Genomic DNA, 19,627 nt, shown 5'->3' with positions numbered 1-19,627 from the left:
CGCCGGTCCCACCAATTGACGCACCGTCAGACCTCTCTCTACCCTCGCGCCATGCCTCTCACGGCGTACGACCTCACGGGCCGCACCGCGATCGTCACCGGCGCGGCGAGCGGTATCGGGCGCGCCACCGCCCTCCTGCTCGCCGAGGCCGGCGCGACGGTTCACTGCGCGGACCTCGACGGCAGCGGCGCCGACGCGACCGCCGCGACCATCAACCGATCAGGGGGTTCCGCCCACCCTCATGCCCTGGATGTCACCCGGCGCGACCAGGTCGCCGCCGTCGTCGAGGAGGCCCGTCGCAGCACCGGGCATCTCGACGTCATGGCCAATATCGCCGGGATCATGCACACCTCGACGGTCCTGGAGACCGAGGACGCTGATCTCGACCGGGTCTGGAACACCAATTTCAAGGGCGTGCTGCACGGCTGCCAGGAGGCCGCTCGCGCGATGCTCGCCGCCGGCACCCGGGGCAGCATCGTGACCATGGCGTCCGGCGCCATCGACACCGGCGCTCCCGGGCTGCTCTGCTACGGCGTGACCAAGGCTGCGGTCGTGCAGCTCACGAAGACCCTGGCCTCCGAGGTCGGCCGGCACGGCGTCCGTGTCAATGCCGTCGCTCCGGGCTGGGTACGGACCGCGATGACCGACCGCCACTCCGCCGAGGCCCGACAACAGGCGGAAGGCCCAATGATCCGGATGTCGCCCCTGGGCCGGGTGGGTGAGCCCGAGGACATCGCGCACGCCGTACTCCATCTGGCGTCCGATGCCTCGTCCTTCATGACCGGCCAGATTCTCCGCCCCAACGGCGGCGTCGCCATGCCGTGGTGAGCGCCCTCCAGACCTCCTCCCCCGGCCTGGCGCGCCCACGGCCACGGCGCCCCGCCCAGGGCACGCAGTGCACCGGAAGCAGGCTGAGCCCCCACCCGCCTGCCGCCACCGCCCCCTCGACGATGCCCGCCATCTGGGGCCACAGCGTGAGCCGGAGCACGGCCCACCACCACAGCCCACCGACGACGGTCACGGCTATCCAGCGCCCCGGTATGGCCCGGGTAGGCCGTTCGTCCGGCCCGCGGGCCGGAAGCCTCCCGGTCACGCCGCGGGCCACGAAATCGTGCCACGCCATGGCTGCCTCCTCCGGCCGACGCTAGGCGGACCCGCCACCCGGCGCGAGGGCGCACCGGGGCAGTCCCGGCGCGCACCGGGTGGCGGCGCGCCCATCCGTGGGCGACGCGTCCCGCGACGGGACACGCGGTGGGCCACCAGAGACCGCGACCCTCGACGAGGCGGCCACCACCCGGTCAGTACGACTCGGCCTGGAACATCCAGTGGTGCTTCTCCAGGTCCGCCGTCAGGCCGATGAGGATGTCCTGGGTGACCGGATCCGGCTCACCGGTGGCATTGATCCGCTCCCGCATCCGCCGGATGACCGCGGCAAGCCCCGCCACCAGGGTCTGCACCGCGTCACCGTCCTTGATCCAGCCGTCCGACACCTCGCCGATGCCGCTCGTCTTGGTGATCGTCACGGCCCGGCCGTCCGGCGCCACACCGATCGCGGAAGCCCGCTCGGCAACGGTGTCGGCATGCTGCCGTGCGGTGTCCACGACCTCGTCGAGCTGGAGATGTACGGAACGGAAGCGCGGCCCCACGACATTCCAGTGCACCTGCTTGGCGACAAGGGAGAGGTCGACCAGATCGACGAGGGCACCCTGCAGGGCATTACCGACGAGGGCGAGGTCGTCATTGGACAGCGTGCTCTTGACCACAGGCATCCAAATGCTCCTTTTCAGGTGAATGTTCCGATTTACTCATCGTACAAACAATTAATTCGTTCGAGCAGATCGGGCGGTCCGACCAAGCGGGCACCCGGCGCCCGCCGGGCCCACACGCCGCAGAGCCCCGACCGGCTTCAACCGGTCGGGGCTCTGTGTGGGATGAACGGGGGCGTCAGGCCGCGACGACATCCACGACGTCTGCCGGGGACTTGATGGTCACGCGGTCCTCCGGCACGCCGGCCAGGGACGTGACGGACACCGAGTTGAGCTTCGGCCGCACCGGTGCCGGCACCGGGTCACTCGCGGCCGCGGACTGTGCCAGCTCGGCGAGCGCCAGCTCATCGCTGACCTCTCGCATGAGCTCTGACATGCGCACGTCCAACGCGTCACAGATCGACGAGAGCAGTTCGGAGGATGCCTCCTTCTGCCCCCTTTCGACCTCGGACAAATAGCCGAGCGATACCCGAGCGGAGGAAGAGACCTCGCGCAGGGTTCGGCCCTGGCGCTGACGCTGTCGGCGCAGCACGTCACCCAGCAGGCGACGAAGCAGAATCATCGCTGGCTCCCTCCTCGGACCTCGGATCCGGATCCTTCTCGCCCCACCGTACCGCCTCGGGCCGCAGCCGTGCCGGGCGCAAGTTCGTGTTCTCTCAGGGCTGCAAACATCAATTCCCCCTGTGTTGTTCCGTATCCTGTGCCCGCGCATTTTCTGTCAGTTCGCTCAACAACAGGATGATCACGGCTTCCACGGTGTCCAGGCGGATTCGGTCACGATCGCCCTCCAGTGCCAGCCTGCGTACCTCGCCCGCGCCATCGGGGCCTTGGACCGCCACGAACACGGTCCCCACGGGCTGCCCGTCCTGGGGATCGGGGCCCGCGACCCCGGTCGTGGCGATGCCCCAGTCGGCGCCCAGAGCCCGCCGCACACCGCTCGCCATCTGGCGGGCGACCTCGCCGTCCACGGCTCCGCGCTCGGCCAGCAGCGCGCCGTCCACGCCCAGCACGGCACGCTTGAGGTCGGTGGCGTAGGCGGTCACGGAACCCCGCACGACTCGCGAGGCCCCGGGGACGGCGGTCAGCGCGCCCGCGACCAGGCCCCCGGTCAGCGATTCGGCCACCGCCAGGCTCTGCCCGCGCCCCGCGAGCAGCTCCAACGCCCCGGCCGCCGCAGAACCCGGCCCGGTCACCGTACGGCTTCCCGATCCGCCCGCTCGGCCCGCTCCTTGGCCAGCCCGGCCCGGCGCATGGTCACGGCCTGGCGCACATAGTCCAGCCCGGTGGCGACGGTCAGCACCACGGCCACCGCCATCACCCACCAGCGCAGTGTCGCCAGCGGCCCGGTCAGCACCAGGACGTACATCCCGACCGCGGTGCCCTGCGCCAATGTCTTGATCTTGCCGCCACGACTGGCCGGAATCACACCGTGCTTGATCACCCAGAAGCGCATCAGGGTGATGCCCAGCTCGCGGAAGAGGATCACGCCGGTCACCCACCACGGCAGATCGCCCAGCACCGACAGACAGACCAGCGCCGCGCCCATGATCGCCTTGTCGGCTATCGGGTCGGCGATCTTCCCGAAGTCCGTGACCAGGTTGTACGTGCGCGCCAGATGCCCGTCGAAGATGTCGGTGATCATGGCGACGGCGAAGGCGGCCCAGGCGAAGGCGCGCCAGGCCGGATCCGAGCCGTCCTCGTGCATGAGCAGCACCACGAAGGCCGGGACGAGCACCAGCCGCATCATGGTGAGGAGGTTGGCGATGTTCCACAGCCCGGCCTGCCGGACGACCGGCGCCGTGCGCGGGCCCCCCGCTGCGGAAGCCGGGACTCCGGTCATCTGCCCGCCTCCTCGGTACATGCCGCGCCGTCCACCGACAGCACCTCGGCCACGAGGTCCACGCCCTCGCTCGCCACCACCTTTGCTTCGACCATACGGCCGGGAGCAAGCTCCAGGTCGGACGAGAGCAGCGTGACCCCGTCGGTTTCCGGTGCCTGGTGCGCGGCCCGCCCGACGACGCCGTCCTCCTCGTCGATCCGGTCGACCAGCACCCGGACGTGCTCACCGACCCGCTCCTCGGCGCGCTGCGCGGTCAGCTCCTCGGCCAGCCGCGAGACCCGCGCCAGCCGCTCGGCGACCACGTCAGGATCGACCTTGGCTTCGTAGGAGGCCGCTTCCGTGCCGTCCTCGTCGGAGTAGCCGAAGACGCCGATCGCATCGAGGCGGGCCTCGGTGATGAAGCGCTCCAGTTCCGCGAGGTCGCTCTCGCTCTCGCCCGGGAAACCGACGATGAAGTTGGAGCGCGCGCCGGCCTGCGGCGCCTTCGCCCGGATCTGCTCCAGCAGCTCCAGGAAGCGCTCGGTGTCCCCGAAGCGGCGCATGGCGCGCAGCACCCCTGGCGCCGAATGCTGGAAGGACAGATCGAAGTAGGGCGCCACCTTGTCGGTGCCGGTCAGCACGTCGATCAGCCCGGGCCGCATCTCGGCGGGCTGCAGATAGCTGACGCGGATCCGCTCGATGCCGTCCACCGCGGCCAGCTCCGGCAGCAGCGTCTCCAGCAGCCGGATGTCGCCGAGGTCCTTGCCGTAGGAGGTGTTGTTCTCGGAGACCAGCATGACCTCCTTGACGCCCTGCTCGGCCAGCCAGCGGGTCTCGCCGAGCACGTCGGAGGGCCGGCGCGAGATGAAGGAGCCCCGGAAGGACGGGATCGCGCAGAACGAGCAGCGCCGGTCGCAGCCGGAGGCGAGCTTGACGGAGGCCACGGGATTGCTGCCGAGCCTGCGGCGCAGTGGCGCGCGCGGCCCCGAGGCGGGTGCCACGCCCTCCGGGAGGTCCTCCGGGGGCGTGTCCTGGGCGTGGCCGGGCAGCGCGACCTCGGCGGCGCCCTGCCGCTCGGCGGGGCTGATGGGCAGCAGCTTGCGGCGGTCGCGCGGGGTGTGCGAGGCGTGGATGCCGCCGTTGAGGATGGTCTGCAGGCGGTCGGAGATGTCGCTGTAGTCGTCGAAGCCGAGCACGCCGTCGGCCTCGGGCAGCGCCTGGGCGAGCTCGCTGCCGTAGCGCTCGGCCATGCAGCCGACGGCCACCACGGCCTGGGTCTTGCCGTGATCCTTCAGATCATTGGCTTCGAGCAGGGCGTCGACGGAGTCCTTCTTGGCGGCTTCGACGAAGCCACAGGTGTTGACGACGGCGACATCGGCATCGGCGGCTTCCTCGACAAGCTCCCAGCCGTCCGCTGCCAAGCGGCCTGCGAGCTCCTCCGAGTCCACCTCGTTACGGGCGCAGCCAAGGGTGACGAGGGCGACGGTACGGCGTTCGGGCATGAGGCTCAGCCTACTTCGTCCCGGCCGTACCCATTGCGCCCAGGTCTCCGCCGCCGGTCCCGGGCATCCGGGGCCTGGCGGCGGAGGGGGGTCGTGCCGGGTCTCAGCCCGCCTGCGGGTCTCCGGGGGTGTAGCTGAGCCGCTCCACGGATCCCTCGTCGCCGACCTGCTTGACCTCCTTGCCGTTGACGTACAGCTGTACGGCTCCGGCGTTACCGAGGACCAGGTCGATCCGCTTCTTGTCGGTGAAGGTCTTGGACTCGCCTTGCTTGAGCAGACCGTCCTGGAGGAGCTTGCCGTTGGCGTCCTTGGCGGACACCCAGCTCTGGCCGTCCCGGGCGGTCACCTTGATCGTGACCTTGTCCTTGGGCAGACCGGCAATGGCACTGTCGGAGGGCTGGGGGGTGTCGGGTTTGAGGGTGGGCCTGGTGGTGCTGGGGGCGGGCGCCGGCTTGCGGGCACCCGCGGTGTCGTCGGACGCGATCGGGCCGCCGCTGTCCTTCTCCCCGCCGTTGAACATCGTGAAGCCGACGAAGCCGACGACGGCCACGATCGCCGCGACCATCGCGGCGGTCCAATTGGGTCGCCGGGGCTCCGCGCGCATGCGCTCGGCTTCGAAGAGCGGCGCGGCGGGGGTCGGTGCGGGCCGTCCGCCGTGCTCGGCGTCGAAGTGGTTGATGAGCGGTTCGGGGTCGAGGGCGACGGCGCGGGCGAGCGTACGGATGTGTCCCCGGGCGTAGACGTCGCCGCCACAGCGCGAGAAATCGTCCTGCTCGATCGCGTGCACGATGGGGATGCGCACCCGTGTCGTCGTACTGACCTCTTCGACGGTCAGCTGTGCGTCGATACGGGCCTGCTGGAGGGCGCGACCGACGGAAGGCCGGTCGTCTTCGGGGGAGTTGCCGATGGACACGGGGGCGCCTTTCGAGCGTGTAGCCACCTGCTGGAGGTTCAGTCTAGGGGTGGAGCGAAAGGGTCGGGCAAGCGGGAGAGCAGAGTTTGTACGCCATCAGAACGCCCGAAGTCGGAGCCGGCGGGCCTGATGTTGCAGCATCGTTCCCTCACCTCCCTCAACTTGACGTATCGGCAGGAGAAACGGTTGCGTCCCGTCTCGTACGGGTGGGCCGGACGTGTGTGCTACTCGGTAGCCTTTCCCCGGATCACCGCGAGCACTCCGTCCAATTCATCCGGCTTCACCATGACATCGCGTGCCTTGGATCCCTCGCTCGGCCCGACGATGTTGCGCGATTCCATGAGGTCCATCAGCCGTCCGGCCTTGGCGAAGCCCACCCGCAGCTTGCGCTGAAGCATGGAAGTCGACCCGAACTGGGTGGAAACGACCAGCTCAGCGGCCTGACACAGCAGATCGAGGTCATCGCCGATGTCCTCGTCGATCTCCTTCTTCTTCGCTGTGCCCACGGTGACGTCGTCACGGAAGACCGGCGCCATCTGATCCTTGCAGTGCTGGACGACTGCCGCGACTTCGGACTCGGTCACGAAGGCGCCCTGCATACGGACCGGCTTGTTGGCGCCCATCGGCAGGAACAGCCCGTCGCCCTTGCCGATCAGCTTCTCGGCGCCCGGCTGGTCGAGGATGACCCGGCTGTCGGCGAGCGAGGAGGTGGCGAAGGCGAGGCGGGAGGGCACATTGGCCTTGATCAGGCCGGTGACCACGTCGACGGACGGCCGCTGGGTGGCGAGCACCAGGTGGATACCGGCCGCGCGGGCGAGCTGCGTGATTCGGACGATCGAGTCCTCCACGTCCCGCGGCGCCACCATCATCAGGTCCGCCAGCTCATCCACGATGACCAGCAGATACGGGTAGGGCGCCAGCTCGCGCTCACTGCCCGCGGGCGAGGTGACCTTGCCGCTGCGGACCGCTTCGTTGAAGTCGTCGATGTGCCGGAAGCCGTACGCCGCGAGGTCGTCGTAGCGCAGGTCCATCTCGCGGACCACCCACTGCAGCGCCTCGGCGGCACGCTTGGGGTTGGTGATGATGGGCGTGATGAGGTGCGGGATGCCTTCGTAGGCGGTCAGCTCGACCCTCTTGGGGTCGACCAGCACCATCCGCACGTCCTCCGGAGTGGCGCGGAGCATGACGGAGGTGATCAAGCAGTTGATGCAGGAGGACTTGCCGGAGCCGGTGGCACCGGCCACGAGGACGTGCGGCATCTTCGTCATGTTCGCCATGACGTAGCCGCCCTCGACGTCCTTGCCCAGCGCCACCAGCATCGGGTGCTCGTCACCCGCCGCGTCGGCCAGCCGCAGAACGTCACCGAGGTTGACCATCTCGCGGTCGGTGTTGGGGATCTCGATGCCCACCGCGGACTTGCCGGGGATCGGGCTGATGATGCGGACGTCCGGGCTGGCGACGGCATACGCGATGTTCTTGGCCAGCGCGGTGATCTTCTCGACCTTCACCGCCGGGCCCAGCTCGACCTCGTAGCGGGTGACCGTCGGCCCCCGGGTGAAGCCGGTGACCGCGGCGTCGACCTTGAACTCCTGGAAGACCGTGGTCAGTGACGCCACTATGGCGTCGTTGGCGGCGCTGCGGGTCTTGCCGGGGCCGCCCCGGGCGAGCAGGTCGAGCGAGGGCAGCGAGTAGGTGATGTCGCCGGACAGCTGGAGCTGCTCGGCGCGCGCCGGCAGCTCTCCGGACGGCTCCGGCGCGGCCTTGGTGTAGTCCGGCACCGCGGGGGTCTGCTCGACGGCGGCCGACGGCTCCGGGCCCCGGGCCGGCGGCACCGAGCCGCTCTCCCCCGTGCCGCTCTCGCCGCCGCGCTCCCGCCGCTCCCGCCGCTCCCCGGAGATGCTGCTGCTCAGCCCCGCGACGAGCGGGGAGGGCTGGACGCCGTGCAGTACCGCGCCGTCCAGGGAGGCGGCGGCCGCGGCGGCCACGTCCACCGCGTCCATCGTCTGGTCGCCATCGGGCTGCACGGACCCCCGGCGCCGACGACGGCGCTTGGCCAGCGCCTCTTCCTCCCGCGCGTCCGGGTCGTTCGCATCCCCCGCGGCGCCGCGCCGCGGCCGGCGGGCGGGCTGCTCGCGCCATTCGTCGTCGTACTCGTCCCACTCCCCGGCGGCCGCCACGGGCTCCGCGGGCTCCAGCACGCCCAGCTTCACGCAGAGCGCCCGCAGCCGCTGCGGGATGGCGTTCACCGGCGTCGCGGTCACCACCAGCAGTCCGAAGACGGTCAGCAGCACCAGCAGCGCCACGGCGAGGGTCTGCCCCACAGCGAAGATCAACGGTTTGGAGGCGACCCAGCCGACATACCCGCCGGCGTCCTGCATCGCCGCCACGCCCTCGTCCCGGCCTGGCGACCCGCAGGCCATCGCGACCTGACCGAGGACCCCCACGACCAGCGCGGACAGCCCGATGATGATCCGGCCGTTGGCCTCGGGCTGCTCGGGGTGCCGGATGAGCCGTACGGCGATGCCGCCCAGCAGTATCGGTACGACCAGGTCGAGCCGGCCGAAGGCACCCGTCACCAGCAGCGCGACGAGATCACCCACCGGGCCGCTGAGGTTGGACCAGGTGCCGGCCGCTATGACCAGCGCCAGGCCGAGCAGCAACAGCGCCAGCCCGTCCTTGCGGTGTGCCGGGTCGAGGTTCCTCGCACCGCGGCCCACGCCGCGGAACAGCGCCCCCACGGCGTGCGCCACTCCCAGCCAGCAGGCACGGACGAGGCGGTAGATGCCACCGGTGGGCGACGGCGCCGGTTTCGGGGCCGCCTTCTTCGTGGGCGCCCGCTTGGCCGGCGCCCGCTTCGCGGCCGCGGTCTTCTTCACCGGTGGCTTCTTGGCGGGCGAAGCCTTCTTCGCGGCGGCCTTCTTGGCGGCGCCTCCGGGCTGTCCGGCGCGCTGCTTCGAGGGGCCCGCCGTGCTCTGGGTTCCCTTGCCGGACGTACGTGAGGCCATGGTGTCGAGATTACAGCGGACGACGCGCGTGACACGAGCGCACGGCGTTTCACCCATTCGTGTCGCACGCGCACCTCATGAGGGGGCGTCAGTTACCCCGCGCCGTTTCCCGACCCCGGCTCGAGTGCGTCCAGCGCTCTGCGCAGTCCGGTCAGCTTCCGCTCCAGATGCGCGGCGGTGGCCACCGCCGCGGCGTCCGCCGACTCGTCCAACTGCTTGGACAGCGCCTCCGCCTGCTCCTCGACCGCGGCAAGTCGCGCCGACAGCTCGGCGAGCAGCCCCGCGGACTCCTTCGCCTCGTCGGGGCTCGGCCGCCCGCCCTCCAGCTGCAACCTCAGCAGAGAGGCCTGCTCACGCAGTTGGCAGTTCTTCATGTACAGCTCGACGAAGACCGAGACCTTCGCCCGCAGCACCCACGGGTCGAACGGCTTGGAGATGTAGTCGACCGCACCGGCCGCGTAGCCGCGGAAGGTGTGGTGCGGCCCGTGGTTGATGGCCGTGAGGAAGATGATCGGGATGTCGCGGGTCCGCTCCCGCCGCTTGATGTGCGCGGCAGTCTCGAATCCATCCATTCCCGGCATCTGCACATCGAGCAGAATCACCGCGAAGTCGTCCGTGAGCAGTGCTTTGAGCGCTTCCTCCCCGGACGATGCCCGCACCAGCGTCTGATCGAGCGCAGAGAGGATCGCCTCCAGCGCCAGCAGATTCTCCGGCCGGTCATCAACCAGGAGGATTTTGGCCTTCTGCACCATGGCCCGCCCTCCTCGCCCCGGCATGGAACCGGACGCCGCCCCAGGGGACGACTCCGTCACGCCGCCCGTCCTTGTGCCGGTCATGGTAGCTGCACCCCGCTTGTCGCCACACCCTGTCACCGCGATGTCACTGTGCACGTAGCAGAAACGCGGCGGGGGACCAGAAGGTTCCCCGAATCCCACGCTTCCACACGTCCACGGCGACCCTGAGTCAGCACGCGGTGATCCTCTTTCGGCTCCATAGTGGACGCCCCGTCACTCCGCGCGCATCCATTGCTCCATGACCGACAACAGATGATCGGTATCCACCGGCTTGGTCACGTAGTCGGAGGCTCCGGAGTCGATGCTCTTCTCCCGGTCGCCCTTCATCGCCTTCGCGGTCAGCGCGATGATGGGCAGCCCGGCGAACTGCGGCATCCGACGGATCGCGGACGTGGTCGCGTAACCGTCCATCTCCGGCATCATGATGTCCATCAGCACCAGGACCACATCGTCGTGCTGTTCGAGCACCTCGATGCCTTCCCGGCCGTTCTCCGCGTACAGCACCGAGAGCCCGTGCTGCTCCAGGACGCTGGTGAGCGCGAAGACGTTGCGGATGTCGTCGTCGACGATCAATACCTTCTCACCGTGGAACCCGCCCTCGGGCCCCGGGGCCACCAGATCCTGTCCGTTGCCGAGCCATTGCTCGTCCGCGGGCGCTTGCGTGGTCGGCTGCGCGGGCTGGGACGGCTGCGAAGGCGCCTGCGCCGGATGCTTCGGCGGGAGGGACGACGGCGGCAGCGCGAACCGCCGGGCACCGCCCGAAACGGCGCGCCGGCGCCGCCGGTTGAGGGTGCCGACGTCGTTCGGCTCGTCGCCCTGCAACTCCTCGGCCTCGGCCTGCCGCACGACCTCCGTCTCGCGTGCCTCCGCGTCCATCGCCAGCCCGCCGGCCACCAGTTGCGGGTAGCCCTGCGGAGGCAGCCCACCGGGGTTGTGCGGCAGGTACAGCGTGAAGGTGGAGCCGCGGCCGGGCTCACTGGCCGCATGGATCTCACCGCCCAGCAGCCGGGCGATCTCCCGGCTGATGGACAGGCCAAGACCCGTACCGCCGTACTTGCGGCTGGTGGTGCCGTCCGCCTGCTTGAAGGCCTCGAAGATGACCCGCATCTTGCTGGACGCGATACCGATACCGGTGTCGGTCACCGAGAAGGCGATCATGTCGGCGTCCGGGTCGCGCAGCGAACCGTGTTCCAGCAGCTGCTCCCGGATCGCCACCGGCACATCCGTGCGGGCCGGCCGGATGACCAGCTCCACAGCGCCGCTGTCGGTGAACTTCACCGCGTTGGACAACAGGTTGCGCAGCACCTGGAGCAGCCGCTGCTCGTCGGTGTGCAGCGTCGCGGGCAGCTCCGGGGAGACCCGTACGGAGAAGTCGAGTCCCTTCTCCGCGGTCAACGGCCGGAACGTCGCCTCGACGTAGTCGACGAGCTGGACCAGCGCGATCCGTGTCGGGCTGACGTCCATCTTGCCCGCCTCGACCTTCGACAGGTCGAGGATGTCGTTGATCAGCTGGAGCAGGTCGCTGCCCGCCCCGTGGATCGTCTCGGCGAACTCCACCTGCTTCGGGGAGAGGTTCCCCTCGGCGTTGTCGGCCAGCAGCTTGGCGAGGATGAGCAGCGAGTTGAGCGGTGTGCGCAGCTCGTGCGACATGTTCGCCAGGAACTCCGACTTGTAGCGCATGGAGACCGCGAGCTGCTCGGCACGCTCCTCCAGGACCTGCCGCGCCTCCTCGATCTCGGTGTTCTTCACCTCGATGTCGCGGTTCTGCGCACGCAGCTGCTCGGCCTTCTCCTCCAACTCGGAGTTGGACAGCTCCAGCGCCTTCTGCCGGCTCTCCAGCTCACCGGACCGCTCCTTGAGCTGCTCGGTCAGCTCCTGCGACTGCTTGAGCAGGACCTCGGTCTTGGTGTTGACCGAGATGGTGTTGACGCTGGTGGCGATCATCTCCGCGATCTGGCTGAGGAAGTCCTTCTGGATCTGGGTGAACGGCTGGAACGAGGCAAGCTCGATCACGCCCAGCACCTTGTCCTCGAAGAGCACCGGCAGCACGATCACGTTGGCCGGCGGGGCCTCCCCGAGCCCGGAGGCGATCTTGAGGTAGCCCGACGGAACGTTCTCCACCAGGATGGTGCGCCCCTCCTCCGCGGCCGTGCCGATCAGCGTCTCGCCCGGCCGGAAGGTCGTCGGCATCCCGCCCATGGCGTAGCCGTACGAACCCATCAGCCGCAGCTCGTACGCGCCCGCCTCGCCGCCGTCCGCGCCGATCTCCTGGCTGTCGGGCTGCGCGGCGAGGAAGAAGGCGCCGTGCTGGGCCGAGACCGCGGGCGAGAGCTCGCTCATGATGAGCGTGGCGACGTCCTTGAGGTCGCGCCGGCCCTGCATCAGGCCCGAGATGCGGGCGAGGTTGCCCTTGAGCCAGTCCTGTTCCTCATTGGCGAGGGTGGTCTCGCGGAGCGTGGAGATCATGGTGTTGACGTTGTCCTGGAGCTCCAGGATCTCGCCGGCCGCGTCCACGTCGATGCGGACGTTGTGGTCGCCGAGGGTGACCGCCGCGGCGACCGCGGCGATGGCCCGCACCTGGCGGGTCAGGTTGCCCGCCATCTCGTTCACCGATTCGGTCAGGTCCTTCCAGGTGCCGGCCACTCCCCGCACCTGCGCCTGACCGCCCAGCTGGCCTTCCGTGCCCACCTCGCGGGCCACCCTGGTGACCTGCTCGGCGAAGGACGACAGCTGGTCGACCATGGTGTTGATGGTGGTCTTCAGCGCGAGGATCTCGCCGCGCGCGTCAATGTCGATCTTCTTGGTCAGATCACCCTTGGCGATGGCGGTGGTGACCATGGCGATGTTGCGGACCTGGCCGGTGAGGTTGTTGGCCATGGAGTTCACCGACTCGGTGAGGTCCTTCCACGTACCGGCGACGCCGGGGACGCGGGCCTGGCCGCCCAGGATGCCGTCGGTGCCCACCTCACGGGCCACTCGCGTGACCTCGTCGGCGAACGACGACAGCGTCGTGACCATGGTGTTGACCGTGTCGGCGAGCTGCGCGACCTCGCCGCGCGCCTCGACCGTCACCTTCTTCGTCAGGTCGCCGTTGGCGACCGCCGCCGAGACCTGCGAGATGTTGCGCACCTGGATGGTCAGGTTGTTCGCCATCAGGTTCACGTTGTCGCTGAGATCCAGCCAGATACCGGTGGCACCCGGCACCCGCGCCTGACCGCCCAGCTGCCCCTCGGTGCCCACCTCACGGGCCACCCGCGTCACCTGCTCGGCGAACGAGGACAGCTGGTCGACCATGGTGTTGACGGTCGTGACCAGTTCGAGGATCTCGCCCTTGGCGTCGACGGTGATCTTCTTCGACAGATCACCGCGGGCCACCGCGGTCGTCACCTCGGCGATGTTGCGCACCTGCGAGGTCAGGTTGTTCGCCATGAAGTTGACGGACTGGGTGAGGTCCTTCCAGGTCCCGCTGACGCCCTGCACCTCGGCCTGGCCGCCCAGGATGCCCTCGGTGCCCACCTCACGGGCGACCCGGGTGACCTGCTCCGCGAAGGACGACAGCTGGTCGACCATCGTGTTGAGGGTGTTCTTCAGCTCCAGGATCTCGCCCCGGGCGTCCACGTCGATCTTCTGCGACAGGTCACCGCGCGCGACCGCCGTGGCGACCTGCGCGATGTTGCGGACCTGAGCGGTCAGGTTCCCGGCCATGCCGTTCACCGAGTCGGTCAGGTCCCGCCAGACGCCCGCGACGCCCGGCACCTGTGCCTGGCCGCCCAGCCTGCCGTCCGTACCGACCTCCCGGGCGACCCGGGTGACCTGCTCGGCGAAGGCGGAGAGCTGATCGACCATCGTGTTGATGGTGTTCTTCAGCTCCAGGATCTCGCCGCGCGCGTCGACGTCGATCTTCTGCGACAGGTCGCCCCGCGCGACCGCCGTGGTCACCTGGGCGATCTGCCGCACCTGCGAGGTCAGGTTCCCCGCCATGAAGTTGACGGAGTCGGTGAGTTCCTTCCAGGTGCCGCTGACACCGTCCACGCGGGCCTGGCCGCCCAGCCGGCCCTCCGTGCCCACGTCCCTGGCCATCCGGGTGACCTGATCGGCGAACGACGACAGCTGGTCCACCATGGTGTTCACGGTGTTCTTCAGCTGGAGCATCTCGCCGGAGACATCGACGGTGACCTTCTGGGACAGATCGCCGTTGGCGACCGCCGTCGTCACCTGCGCGATGTTGCGGACCTGCCCGGTCAGGTTCCGGAAGGCGGTGTTCACAGAGTCCGTGAGGTCCTTCCACGTCCCCGCCGCGCCCGGCACGGCCGCCTGGCCGCCCAGCTCACCCTCGACGCCGATCTCCCGCGCCACGCGCGTCACTTCGGCACCGAACGACGACAGCTGACCCACCATCGTATTGACGGTGTTCTTCAGCTCCAGCATCTCGCCGGCCACGTCGACGGTGATCGTCTGCGACAGGTCACCGTTGGCGACCGCCGTCGTCACCTGCGCGATGTCCCGCACCTGGGCCGTGAGGTTGCGGAAGGCGGTGTTCACCGAGTCGGTGAGGTCCTTCCACGTCCCCGCCGCGCCCGGCACCTGTGCCTGACCACCGAGCTGTCCCTCGGCTCCGACTTCGCTCGCCACCCGCGTCACTTCGTCCGCGAAGGTGCGCAGCGTCTCGGTCATGGTGTTGATGGTGTCGGCGAGCTGCGCGACCTCGCCGCGCGCGCTGACCGTGACCTTCTGCGACAGATCGCCGTTCGCGACCGCGGTCGTGACCTGGGCGATGCCCCGGACCTGGGCGGTGAGGTTTCCGGCCATGAGATTGACCGAATCGGTGAGGTCCTTCCACACGCCGGCCACACCGGGGACCTGCGCCTGACCGCCGAGCTCCCCTTCCGTGCCGACCTCGCGGGCGACTCTGGTGACCTCGGAGGCGAACGAGGAGAGCTGATCCACCATCGTGTTGACGGTGTTCTTCAGCTCCAGCATCTCGCCGGCGACGTGAACCGTCACCTTCCGGGACAGATCACCCTTCGCGACCGCGGTGGTCACGAGAGCAATGTCACGCACCTGGGCGGTGAGCCGGGAAGCCATCGTGTTGACGGATTCCGTGAGGTCCTTCCACGAACCCGACATTCCGCGCACCCGCGCCTGGCCGCCGAGCTTGCCCTCCGTACCAACCTCGCTGGCCACCCTCGTGACCTCGTCGGTGAACGCCGAGAGCTGGTCGACCAGACCGTTGACCGTACGGCCGACCTTGAGGAACTCGCCCCGCAGCGGGTGCTCCGAGGAGCTGTCCGAACTGCGCGAGCGCAGGTCCATCCGCTGTTCCAGATCGCCCTCGGACACCGCCGACAGCACGCGCCCCACTTCGGAGACGGGCCGTACGAGGTCGTCCACCAAGGCGTTCGAGGCGTCGATGGCCGCGGCCCAGGAACCCTCGCAGGCGCCGACCTCCAGCCGTTCCGTGAGTTTTCCCTCACGCCCGACCACTCTGCGCACCCGGGCGAGCTCACCCGTCAGGTGCAGATTGCGGTCCGCCACCTCGTTGAATACCGCCGCGATCTCCGACATGACGCCGTCGCCGGAAACCGTCAACCGCTTGCGGAAGTTCCCGTCCCGCATGGCGACAAGAGCGACCAACAGCCGATTCAGGGCAGCCGTATCCACCTCGGTCGTCCCATTACTCCGGGATCGTCCGCCTTTTGCGCGTGTGCTTGCGCCCCGCGCCGCTGCGCCTGACTCCACCGTGTCCCTCCCGCAGGGTCGACCGTTCTACCCAGGCTTTCTCGTGATGCTTGCCCAGTGTTTCACCATGGCCCAACGAGGCCATAACAGTTCGGCAGCATCGCACACCCGTCCCGGTGCACGATTGGGGCGGAAACACACGTGACCGGCATCCGCAGGCGCGGCGAAGGTAAGTAACCTGGCATACGGCTGTCCACCCCGCCCCGGCCATCCAGTACGGGCGGTGGTGCGAGCACAACAGGTATTCGGAGGGGCGCCGCAGCATGGGGGAGCAGATCACCGACACACGCACGAGGAGACCAGTGATCACCGCGCGGGCCGCCGCCACTTTCGAGCCGGTCGGGCGCTCTGTCGCCACTGCCCGTGCGTTCGTCCGTGACACCCTCCAGGGCTGGGGCTACGGCGACATCGTCGACGACGCCGTCGTGTTGACGAGCGAGCTCGTGACCAACGCCGTGGTGCACGCGGGCACCGCGGCGGACGTGCTGTGCCTGCGGACGGACGGCGGCGTACGCATCTCCGTCGCCGATCGCTACCCCGAACGTGAGATTCCGCTCCAGAATTCCGGCCAAACCATCGTCCACCCCGACCGCGAGGGCGGCCGCGGCCTCCTCCTGTGCGGCGCACTCGCCTCCCGGTGGGGCGTGGAGTACACCGCCGCCCAGAAGCACGTCTGGTTCCAGCTCGACCTCCCCGAGCGCCCCGCAGGCACCCGCTCCGCCGGCCCCGCCCTCCCCGTCGACGCCCTCCCGGTCACCGACAGCCGCGTCCGGGTCGCGGTCGTCCAGATCGACCGCAGCGGCTGCATCGGCTTCTGGAACGACGACGCCAAGGACCTCTTCGCGTACGACCCCGAGCAGGTCATCGGCAAGCCGCTCACCGACTTCGCGGCCTGGCCGCACACCCCCGGCACGGGCACCGGCATCGCCGAGGCCCTCCAGCTCTCCCGCTGGGAGGGCTCCTACGGCATAAGGGGCGCCGACGGCCGGGTCGTCCCCGTGTACGCCTCCCACCTCCGCGTCCGCGACGCCGACGGCGAGGCGTCCACCGTCTGTCTCCTGGTCCGCGACCACGAACGGGCGATCCTGCAGAGCCCGCAGCGCACCCCCGCCCCGGACGCCGCCTCCCAGGCCGCCCAGTCGGAGGGCCGCCCGTCCGATCCCTTCGAGGTCTTCATCGGCTCGCCGGCCCCCGACGACCTCGACGGCCTCCTCCAGCGCACCGTCGAACGCGCCCGCGACATGCTCGACGGCGACGCCGCCTACCTCCTGCTGGCCACCGACGACGAGACCGAGCTGGAGGTCCGCGCCTCCACCGGCCTGCCCTCCGCCCGCCAGCGGTTCGCCCGCGTCCCGGTCGAGGCCGGCTCCGGACGCTACGGCTCCGCCCGGATGCCCGCCGTCCACGAGGACCTCACCGCCGTCCCCGGCGCCGTCCCGCTGCTCAGCGGCACGGGCATGCGTTCGGTGGTCACCGTCCCGCTGAAGGTCGAGGGCCGGCTGACCGGCTCCCTCGGCGTCGCGGCGGAGGCCGCCGGCCGCTACACCAACGAAGAGGCGCTGCGCCTCCAGTTCGCCGCCGACCGCATCGCCCTCGCCGTCGAGCGCGCCCGCCTGACCGAACTGGAACGGCTCCGCCGCGGCTCGCTCTCCTTCCTCGTCGAGGCTTCCGACCTCCTGGCCGGCACCCTCGACCGCGACCAGACCCTGGCCCTGATGGCCCAGATGACGGTCCCCACCCTCGCCACCTGGTGCGCTGTCTACACCGTCGCCGACCAGAGCTCGGAACCCGAGCTCTCCTACGTCCTGCACGAGGACGAGGACCGCATCGACGGCCTCAAGACCCTCCTGATGAAGGTCGATCCGCCCGAGCCGGTCCCCACCCCCGGCGCCCGCGTCTGGACCGCCCCCACCGACGCCGCGCACGACGCCGCCCTGCGCACGTCCCTGCGCAGCCTCGGCCTGGGCAACTCCGCCCGCCCCTCGACCGGCCCCGGAGCCACGCTCGCCACCGCCTCCGCCGTCGGCGGCGAAACCGTCGTGCTCCCCCTCGTCGCGCGCAACCGCGTCATCGGCATGCTCACGCTCGGCAAGCCCACCGAGGAGCACTTCCGCCAGGAGATCCTCGAACTCGCCGAGGACCTCTCCCGCCGGGCGGCCCTCGCCCTGGACAACGCCCGCCTCTACTCCGAGCGCACGGCCATCAGCCAGTCCCTCCAGCGCAGCCTGCTGCCCCCGGAGCTGCCCGACGTCCGCGGCGTCGAGGTCGAGGTCATCTACCGCGCGGCAGGCGAGGGCAACGAGGTCGGCGGCGACTTCTACGACCTCTTCCCGATCCGCGACGGCGCGTACGGCTTCGCCATCGGCGACGTCTGCGGCACGGGCCCAGAAGCTGCCGCCGTCACCGGCCTGGCCCGCCACGCCCTGCGCCTGCTCGCCCGCGAGGGCTTCAGCGGCCCCGCCGTCCTGGAGCGACTCAACGCCGCCATCCTCGACGAGGGCGCCCGCAGCCGCTTCCTGACGCTCCTTTACGGCGAGCTGTGGCCGCAGGAGGACGGCAGCGCCCTCCTCAAGGTCGTCTGCGCCGGGCACCCACTGCCGCTGCGCCTGCGCCAGGACGGCTCGGTCGAGCCGGCCGCGGAACCCCAACCGCTCCTCGGCGTCATGGAAGACCTCGAACTCTACGAGCAGAACGTCACCCTCGACCCGGGCGACGTTCTCCTGTGCGTCACCGACGGCGTCACCGAGCGCCGCGAGGGCACCCGCATGCTCGGCGACGACGGCCTCACCGACGTCCTGACCACCTGCACGGGCCTGACCGCAGGCGCCGTCGCCGCCCGCGTCCTGCGCGCCGTGGAACGCTTCGCGGCGGAACCGGCCTCCGACGACATGGCCATCCTCGCCATGCGAGTCCCCGAGATCCCGGCCGACTGACACCCGTCCAAGGGCCGGATCCTCCCGATCCGGCCCTCACTCTCCCCCTCACCCTCGCGGAAGCGCCCTGCGGCTGAAGTCCCGTCAACTTCCGGACACGACAAAGGCCCCCGCCGAATGGCGGGGGCCTTTGTTCTCTGAGCCCCAATACGGAATCGAACCGTAGACCTTCTCCTTACCATGGAGACGCTCTGCCGACTGAGCTATTGGGGCGCGTCAACGGGATAGATCATACCTGAAGTCCGCGGCGCCTCCGAACCACCCATCGGATCAAAAGGCCGGCTGCAGCAATCCCCCCAGCGCATTGCAGGCACCGACGACCTTGTGCAACTCCCGCCGCGACAGCCCCGCATGCGCCGGCAGCGCCAGCGTCTCGTCAACGGCCCGCTCGGTGTGCGGCAGAAACACATCCCGCCGCAGCCCCGGCATCCGATACGCAGGCGCCTGCACAGGAACCCGGCACATCACGCCCTTGGCCCGCACGGCGCGCACGAACGCGTCCCGGTCGGGCCGCCCGTTCCCCGGCACCCGCACGACATACCGCTCGTACGTGTGCCCCACGGCAGGCCCCGGCGTCCGAACCCCACTGAGCCTGCCGTCCAGGTATGACGCATGCTCCCGGCGCCGCTCGACGCCTTCCGGGTCCGCCCCGGGCTCTTCCTCGACCACCACAAGCAACCCATGGCGCTGGCCGATCTCACGTATCCATGCCTCGTTCGCACGCCGGCCGAAGCGGTGTACGGCGACAACCGCCGCGGTCCTGCTGGTCACGACGTCCGACACAGCCGCCGGGTCGACGCAGTAGCTGTCGGCGTCCACATCGGCGAACACCGGCACGGCACGCAACTGCACGACCGCCTCGGCCACTTCGGCGTTGCCGTAAGCGGGCACCACGACCTCATCGCCGGCTCGCACACCGGCGGACTTGAGCGTTTCGAATGTCCCCATGTCTGCGGATCCTGGTCAGGCCAAGTGAACGTCACGTTACGAGCACCACCTGAAAATCAGAACAAAAAAGCTCCGGTCCCTGAACCAAGAGGTTCAGGGACCGGAGCTGAATGATTGTTCGGCGGCGTCCTACTCTCCCACAGGGTCCCCCCTGCAGTACCATCGGCGCTGAAAGGCTTAGCTTCCGGGTTCGAAATGTAACCGGGCG

At 69.7% G+C, this 19,627-nt stretch carries 12 protein-coding genes, 1 tRNA gene and 1 rRNA gene; 2 read left to right on the top strand and 12 right to left on the bottom strand.

The window, feature by feature from the left end; all coding sequences use genetic code 11:
• Window positions 1–51 precede the first annotated feature (51 nt).
• Window positions 52–828: an SDR family NAD(P)-dependent oxidoreductase gene (locus ACH4FH_RS05470; protein WP_398554431.1), complete on the top strand. Its 777-nt coding sequence runs from the start codon at window positions 52–54 to the stop codon at window positions 826–828.
• A 470-nt stretch (window positions 829–1,298) separates the two neighbouring features.
• Here ACH4FH_RS05470 and ACH4FH_RS05465 read toward each other — a convergent pair whose 3' ends face one another.
• From ACH4FH_RS05465 to ACH4FH_RS05425, 9 genes are all read right to left on the bottom strand, one after another.
• Entirely contained in the window at window positions 1,299–1,769 is a 471-nt protein-coding gene (locus tag ACH4FH_RS05465; protein ID WP_398554430.1) for a Dps family protein, read from the bottom strand.
• Between the two features lie 175 nt (window positions 1,770–1,944).
• Window positions 1,945–2,328, bottom strand: a complete 384-nt coding sequence (locus tag ACH4FH_RS05460) for a helix-turn-helix domain-containing protein (protein ID WP_393893301.1) — start codon at window positions 2,326–2,328, stop codon at window positions 1,945–1,947.
• 109 nt (window positions 2,329–2,437) lie between these two features.
• Window positions 2,438–2,959: a CinA family protein gene (locus ACH4FH_RS05455; RefSeq protein ID WP_398554429.1), complete on the bottom strand. Its 522-nt coding sequence runs from the start codon at window positions 2,957–2,959 to the stop codon at window positions 2,438–2,440.
• Window positions 2,956–3,606 carry a CDP-diacylglycerol--glycerol-3-phosphate 3-phosphatidyltransferase gene (gene pgsA, locus ACH4FH_RS05450; RefSeq protein ID WP_398554428.1) on the bottom strand — a complete coding sequence of 217 codons (651 nt, stop codon included), beginning with the start codon at window positions 3,604–3,606 and terminating at the stop codon, window positions 2,956–2,958. The genes ACH4FH_RS05455 and pgsA overlap by 4 nt, the downstream gene beginning before the upstream one ends.
• Window positions 3,603–5,087, bottom strand: a complete 1,485-nt coding sequence (gene rimO, locus ACH4FH_RS05445; protein WP_398554427.1) for a 30S ribosomal protein S12 methylthiotransferase RimO — start codon at window positions 5,085–5,087, stop codon at window positions 3,603–3,605. Before rimO ends, pgsA begins: the two co-directional genes overlap by 4 nt.
• A gap of 103 nt (window positions 5,088–5,190) precedes the next feature.
• Window positions 5,191–6,000, bottom strand: coding sequence for a helix-turn-helix domain-containing protein (locus tag ACH4FH_RS05440; protein WP_398554426.1), 810 nt, complete (start codon window positions 5,998–6,000; stop codon window positions 5,191–5,193).
• Window positions 6,001–6,224: 224 nt separating this feature from the next.
• Window positions 6,225–9,005 carry a DNA translocase FtsK gene (locus ACH4FH_RS05435; RefSeq protein ID WP_398554425.1) on the bottom strand — a complete coding sequence of 927 codons (2,781 nt, stop codon included), beginning with the start codon at window positions 9,003–9,005 and terminating at the stop codon, window positions 6,225–6,227.
• Window positions 9,006–9,097: 92 nt separating this feature from the next.
• Window positions 9,098–9,757, bottom strand: a complete 660-nt coding sequence (locus ACH4FH_RS05430; protein ID WP_393893295.1) for a two-component system response regulator — start codon at window positions 9,755–9,757, stop codon at window positions 9,098–9,100.
• Window positions 9,758–10,012: 255 nt separating this feature from the next.
• Window positions 10,013–15,538 carry a HAMP domain-containing protein gene (locus ACH4FH_RS05425; protein ID WP_398554424.1) on the bottom strand — a complete coding sequence of 1,842 codons (5,526 nt, stop codon included), beginning with the start codon at window positions 15,536–15,538 and terminating at the stop codon, window positions 10,013–10,015.
• Window positions 15,539–15,801: 263 nt separating this feature from the next.
• Between ACH4FH_RS05425 and ACH4FH_RS05420 the strand changes: the two genes are divergently transcribed.
• Window positions 15,802–18,471 (top strand): SpoIIE family protein phosphatase, encoded by a 2,670-nt coding sequence (locus ACH4FH_RS05420; RefSeq protein WP_398554423.1) that lies wholly within the window; start codon window positions 15,802–15,804, stop codon window positions 18,469–18,471.
• A gap of 140 nt (window positions 18,472–18,611) precedes the next feature.
• Here ACH4FH_RS05420 and ACH4FH_RS05415 read toward each other — a convergent pair.
• The 3 genes from ACH4FH_RS05415 to rrf form a co-directional block, all read right to left on the bottom strand.
• Window positions 18,612–18,684: transfer RNA gene (locus ACH4FH_RS05415), tRNA-Thr, on the bottom strand.
• Window positions 18,685–18,741: 57 nt separating this feature from the next.
• Window positions 18,742–19,419 carry a DegT/DnrJ/EryC1/StrS family aminotransferase gene (locus ACH4FH_RS05410; protein ID WP_398554422.1) on the bottom strand — a complete coding sequence of 226 codons (678 nt, stop codon included), beginning with the start codon at window positions 19,417–19,419 and terminating at the stop codon, window positions 18,742–18,744.
• Window positions 19,420–19,535: 116 nt separating this feature from the next.
• Window positions 19,536–19,627: ribosomal RNA gene (gene rrf, locus ACH4FH_RS05405) — 5S ribosomal RNA — on the bottom strand; the annotation flags it as partial.

Origin of the sequence: Streptomyces sp. NPDC017993 (genome assembly GCF_044328065.1) — a bacterium.
Classification (GTDB): domain Bacteria; phylum Actinomycetota; class Actinomycetes; order Streptomycetales; family Streptomycetaceae; genus Streptomyces.
This window is presented reverse-complemented; position numbering and strand designations above follow the sequence as displayed.

What these genes read in the sequence shown, in the direction of transcription:
- ACH4FH_RS05460 (WP_393893301.1), bottom strand. Translation starts at nt 2,328, where the DNA reads ATGATTCTGCTTCGTCGCCTGCTGGGTGACGTGCTGCGCCGACAGCGT.
- ACH4FH_RS05465 (WP_398554430.1), bottom strand. Translation starts at nt 1,769, where the DNA reads ATGCCTGTGGTCAAGAGCACGCTGTCCAATGACGACCTCGCCCTCGTC.
- ACH4FH_RS05470 (WP_398554431.1), top strand. Translation starts at nt 52, where the DNA reads ATGCCTCTCACGGCGTACGACCTCACGGGCCGCACCGCGATCGTCACC.
- rimO (WP_398554427.1), bottom strand. Translation starts at nt 5,087, where the DNA reads ATGCCCGAACGCCGTACCGTCGCCCTCGTCACCCTTGGCTGCGCCCGT.
- ACH4FH_RS05420 (WP_398554423.1), top strand. Translation starts at nt 15,802, where the DNA reads ATGGGGGAGCAGATCACCGACACACGCACGAGGAGACCAGTGATCACC.
- pgsA (WP_398554428.1), bottom strand. Translation starts at nt 3,606, where the DNA reads ATGACCGGAGTCCCGGCTTCCGCAGCGGGGGGCCCGCGCACGGCGCCG.
- ACH4FH_RS05435 (WP_398554425.1), bottom strand. Translation starts at nt 9,005, where the DNA reads ATGGCCTCACGTACGTCCGGCAAGGGAACCCAGAGCACGGCGGGCCCC.
- ACH4FH_RS05430 (WP_393893295.1), bottom strand. Translation starts at nt 9,757, where the DNA reads ATGGTGCAGAAGGCCAAAATCCTCCTGGTTGATGACCGGCCGGAGAAT.
- ACH4FH_RS05410 (WP_398554422.1), bottom strand. Translation starts at nt 19,419, where the DNA reads ATGGGGACATTCGAAACGCTCAAGTCCGCCGGTGTGCGAGCCGGCGAT.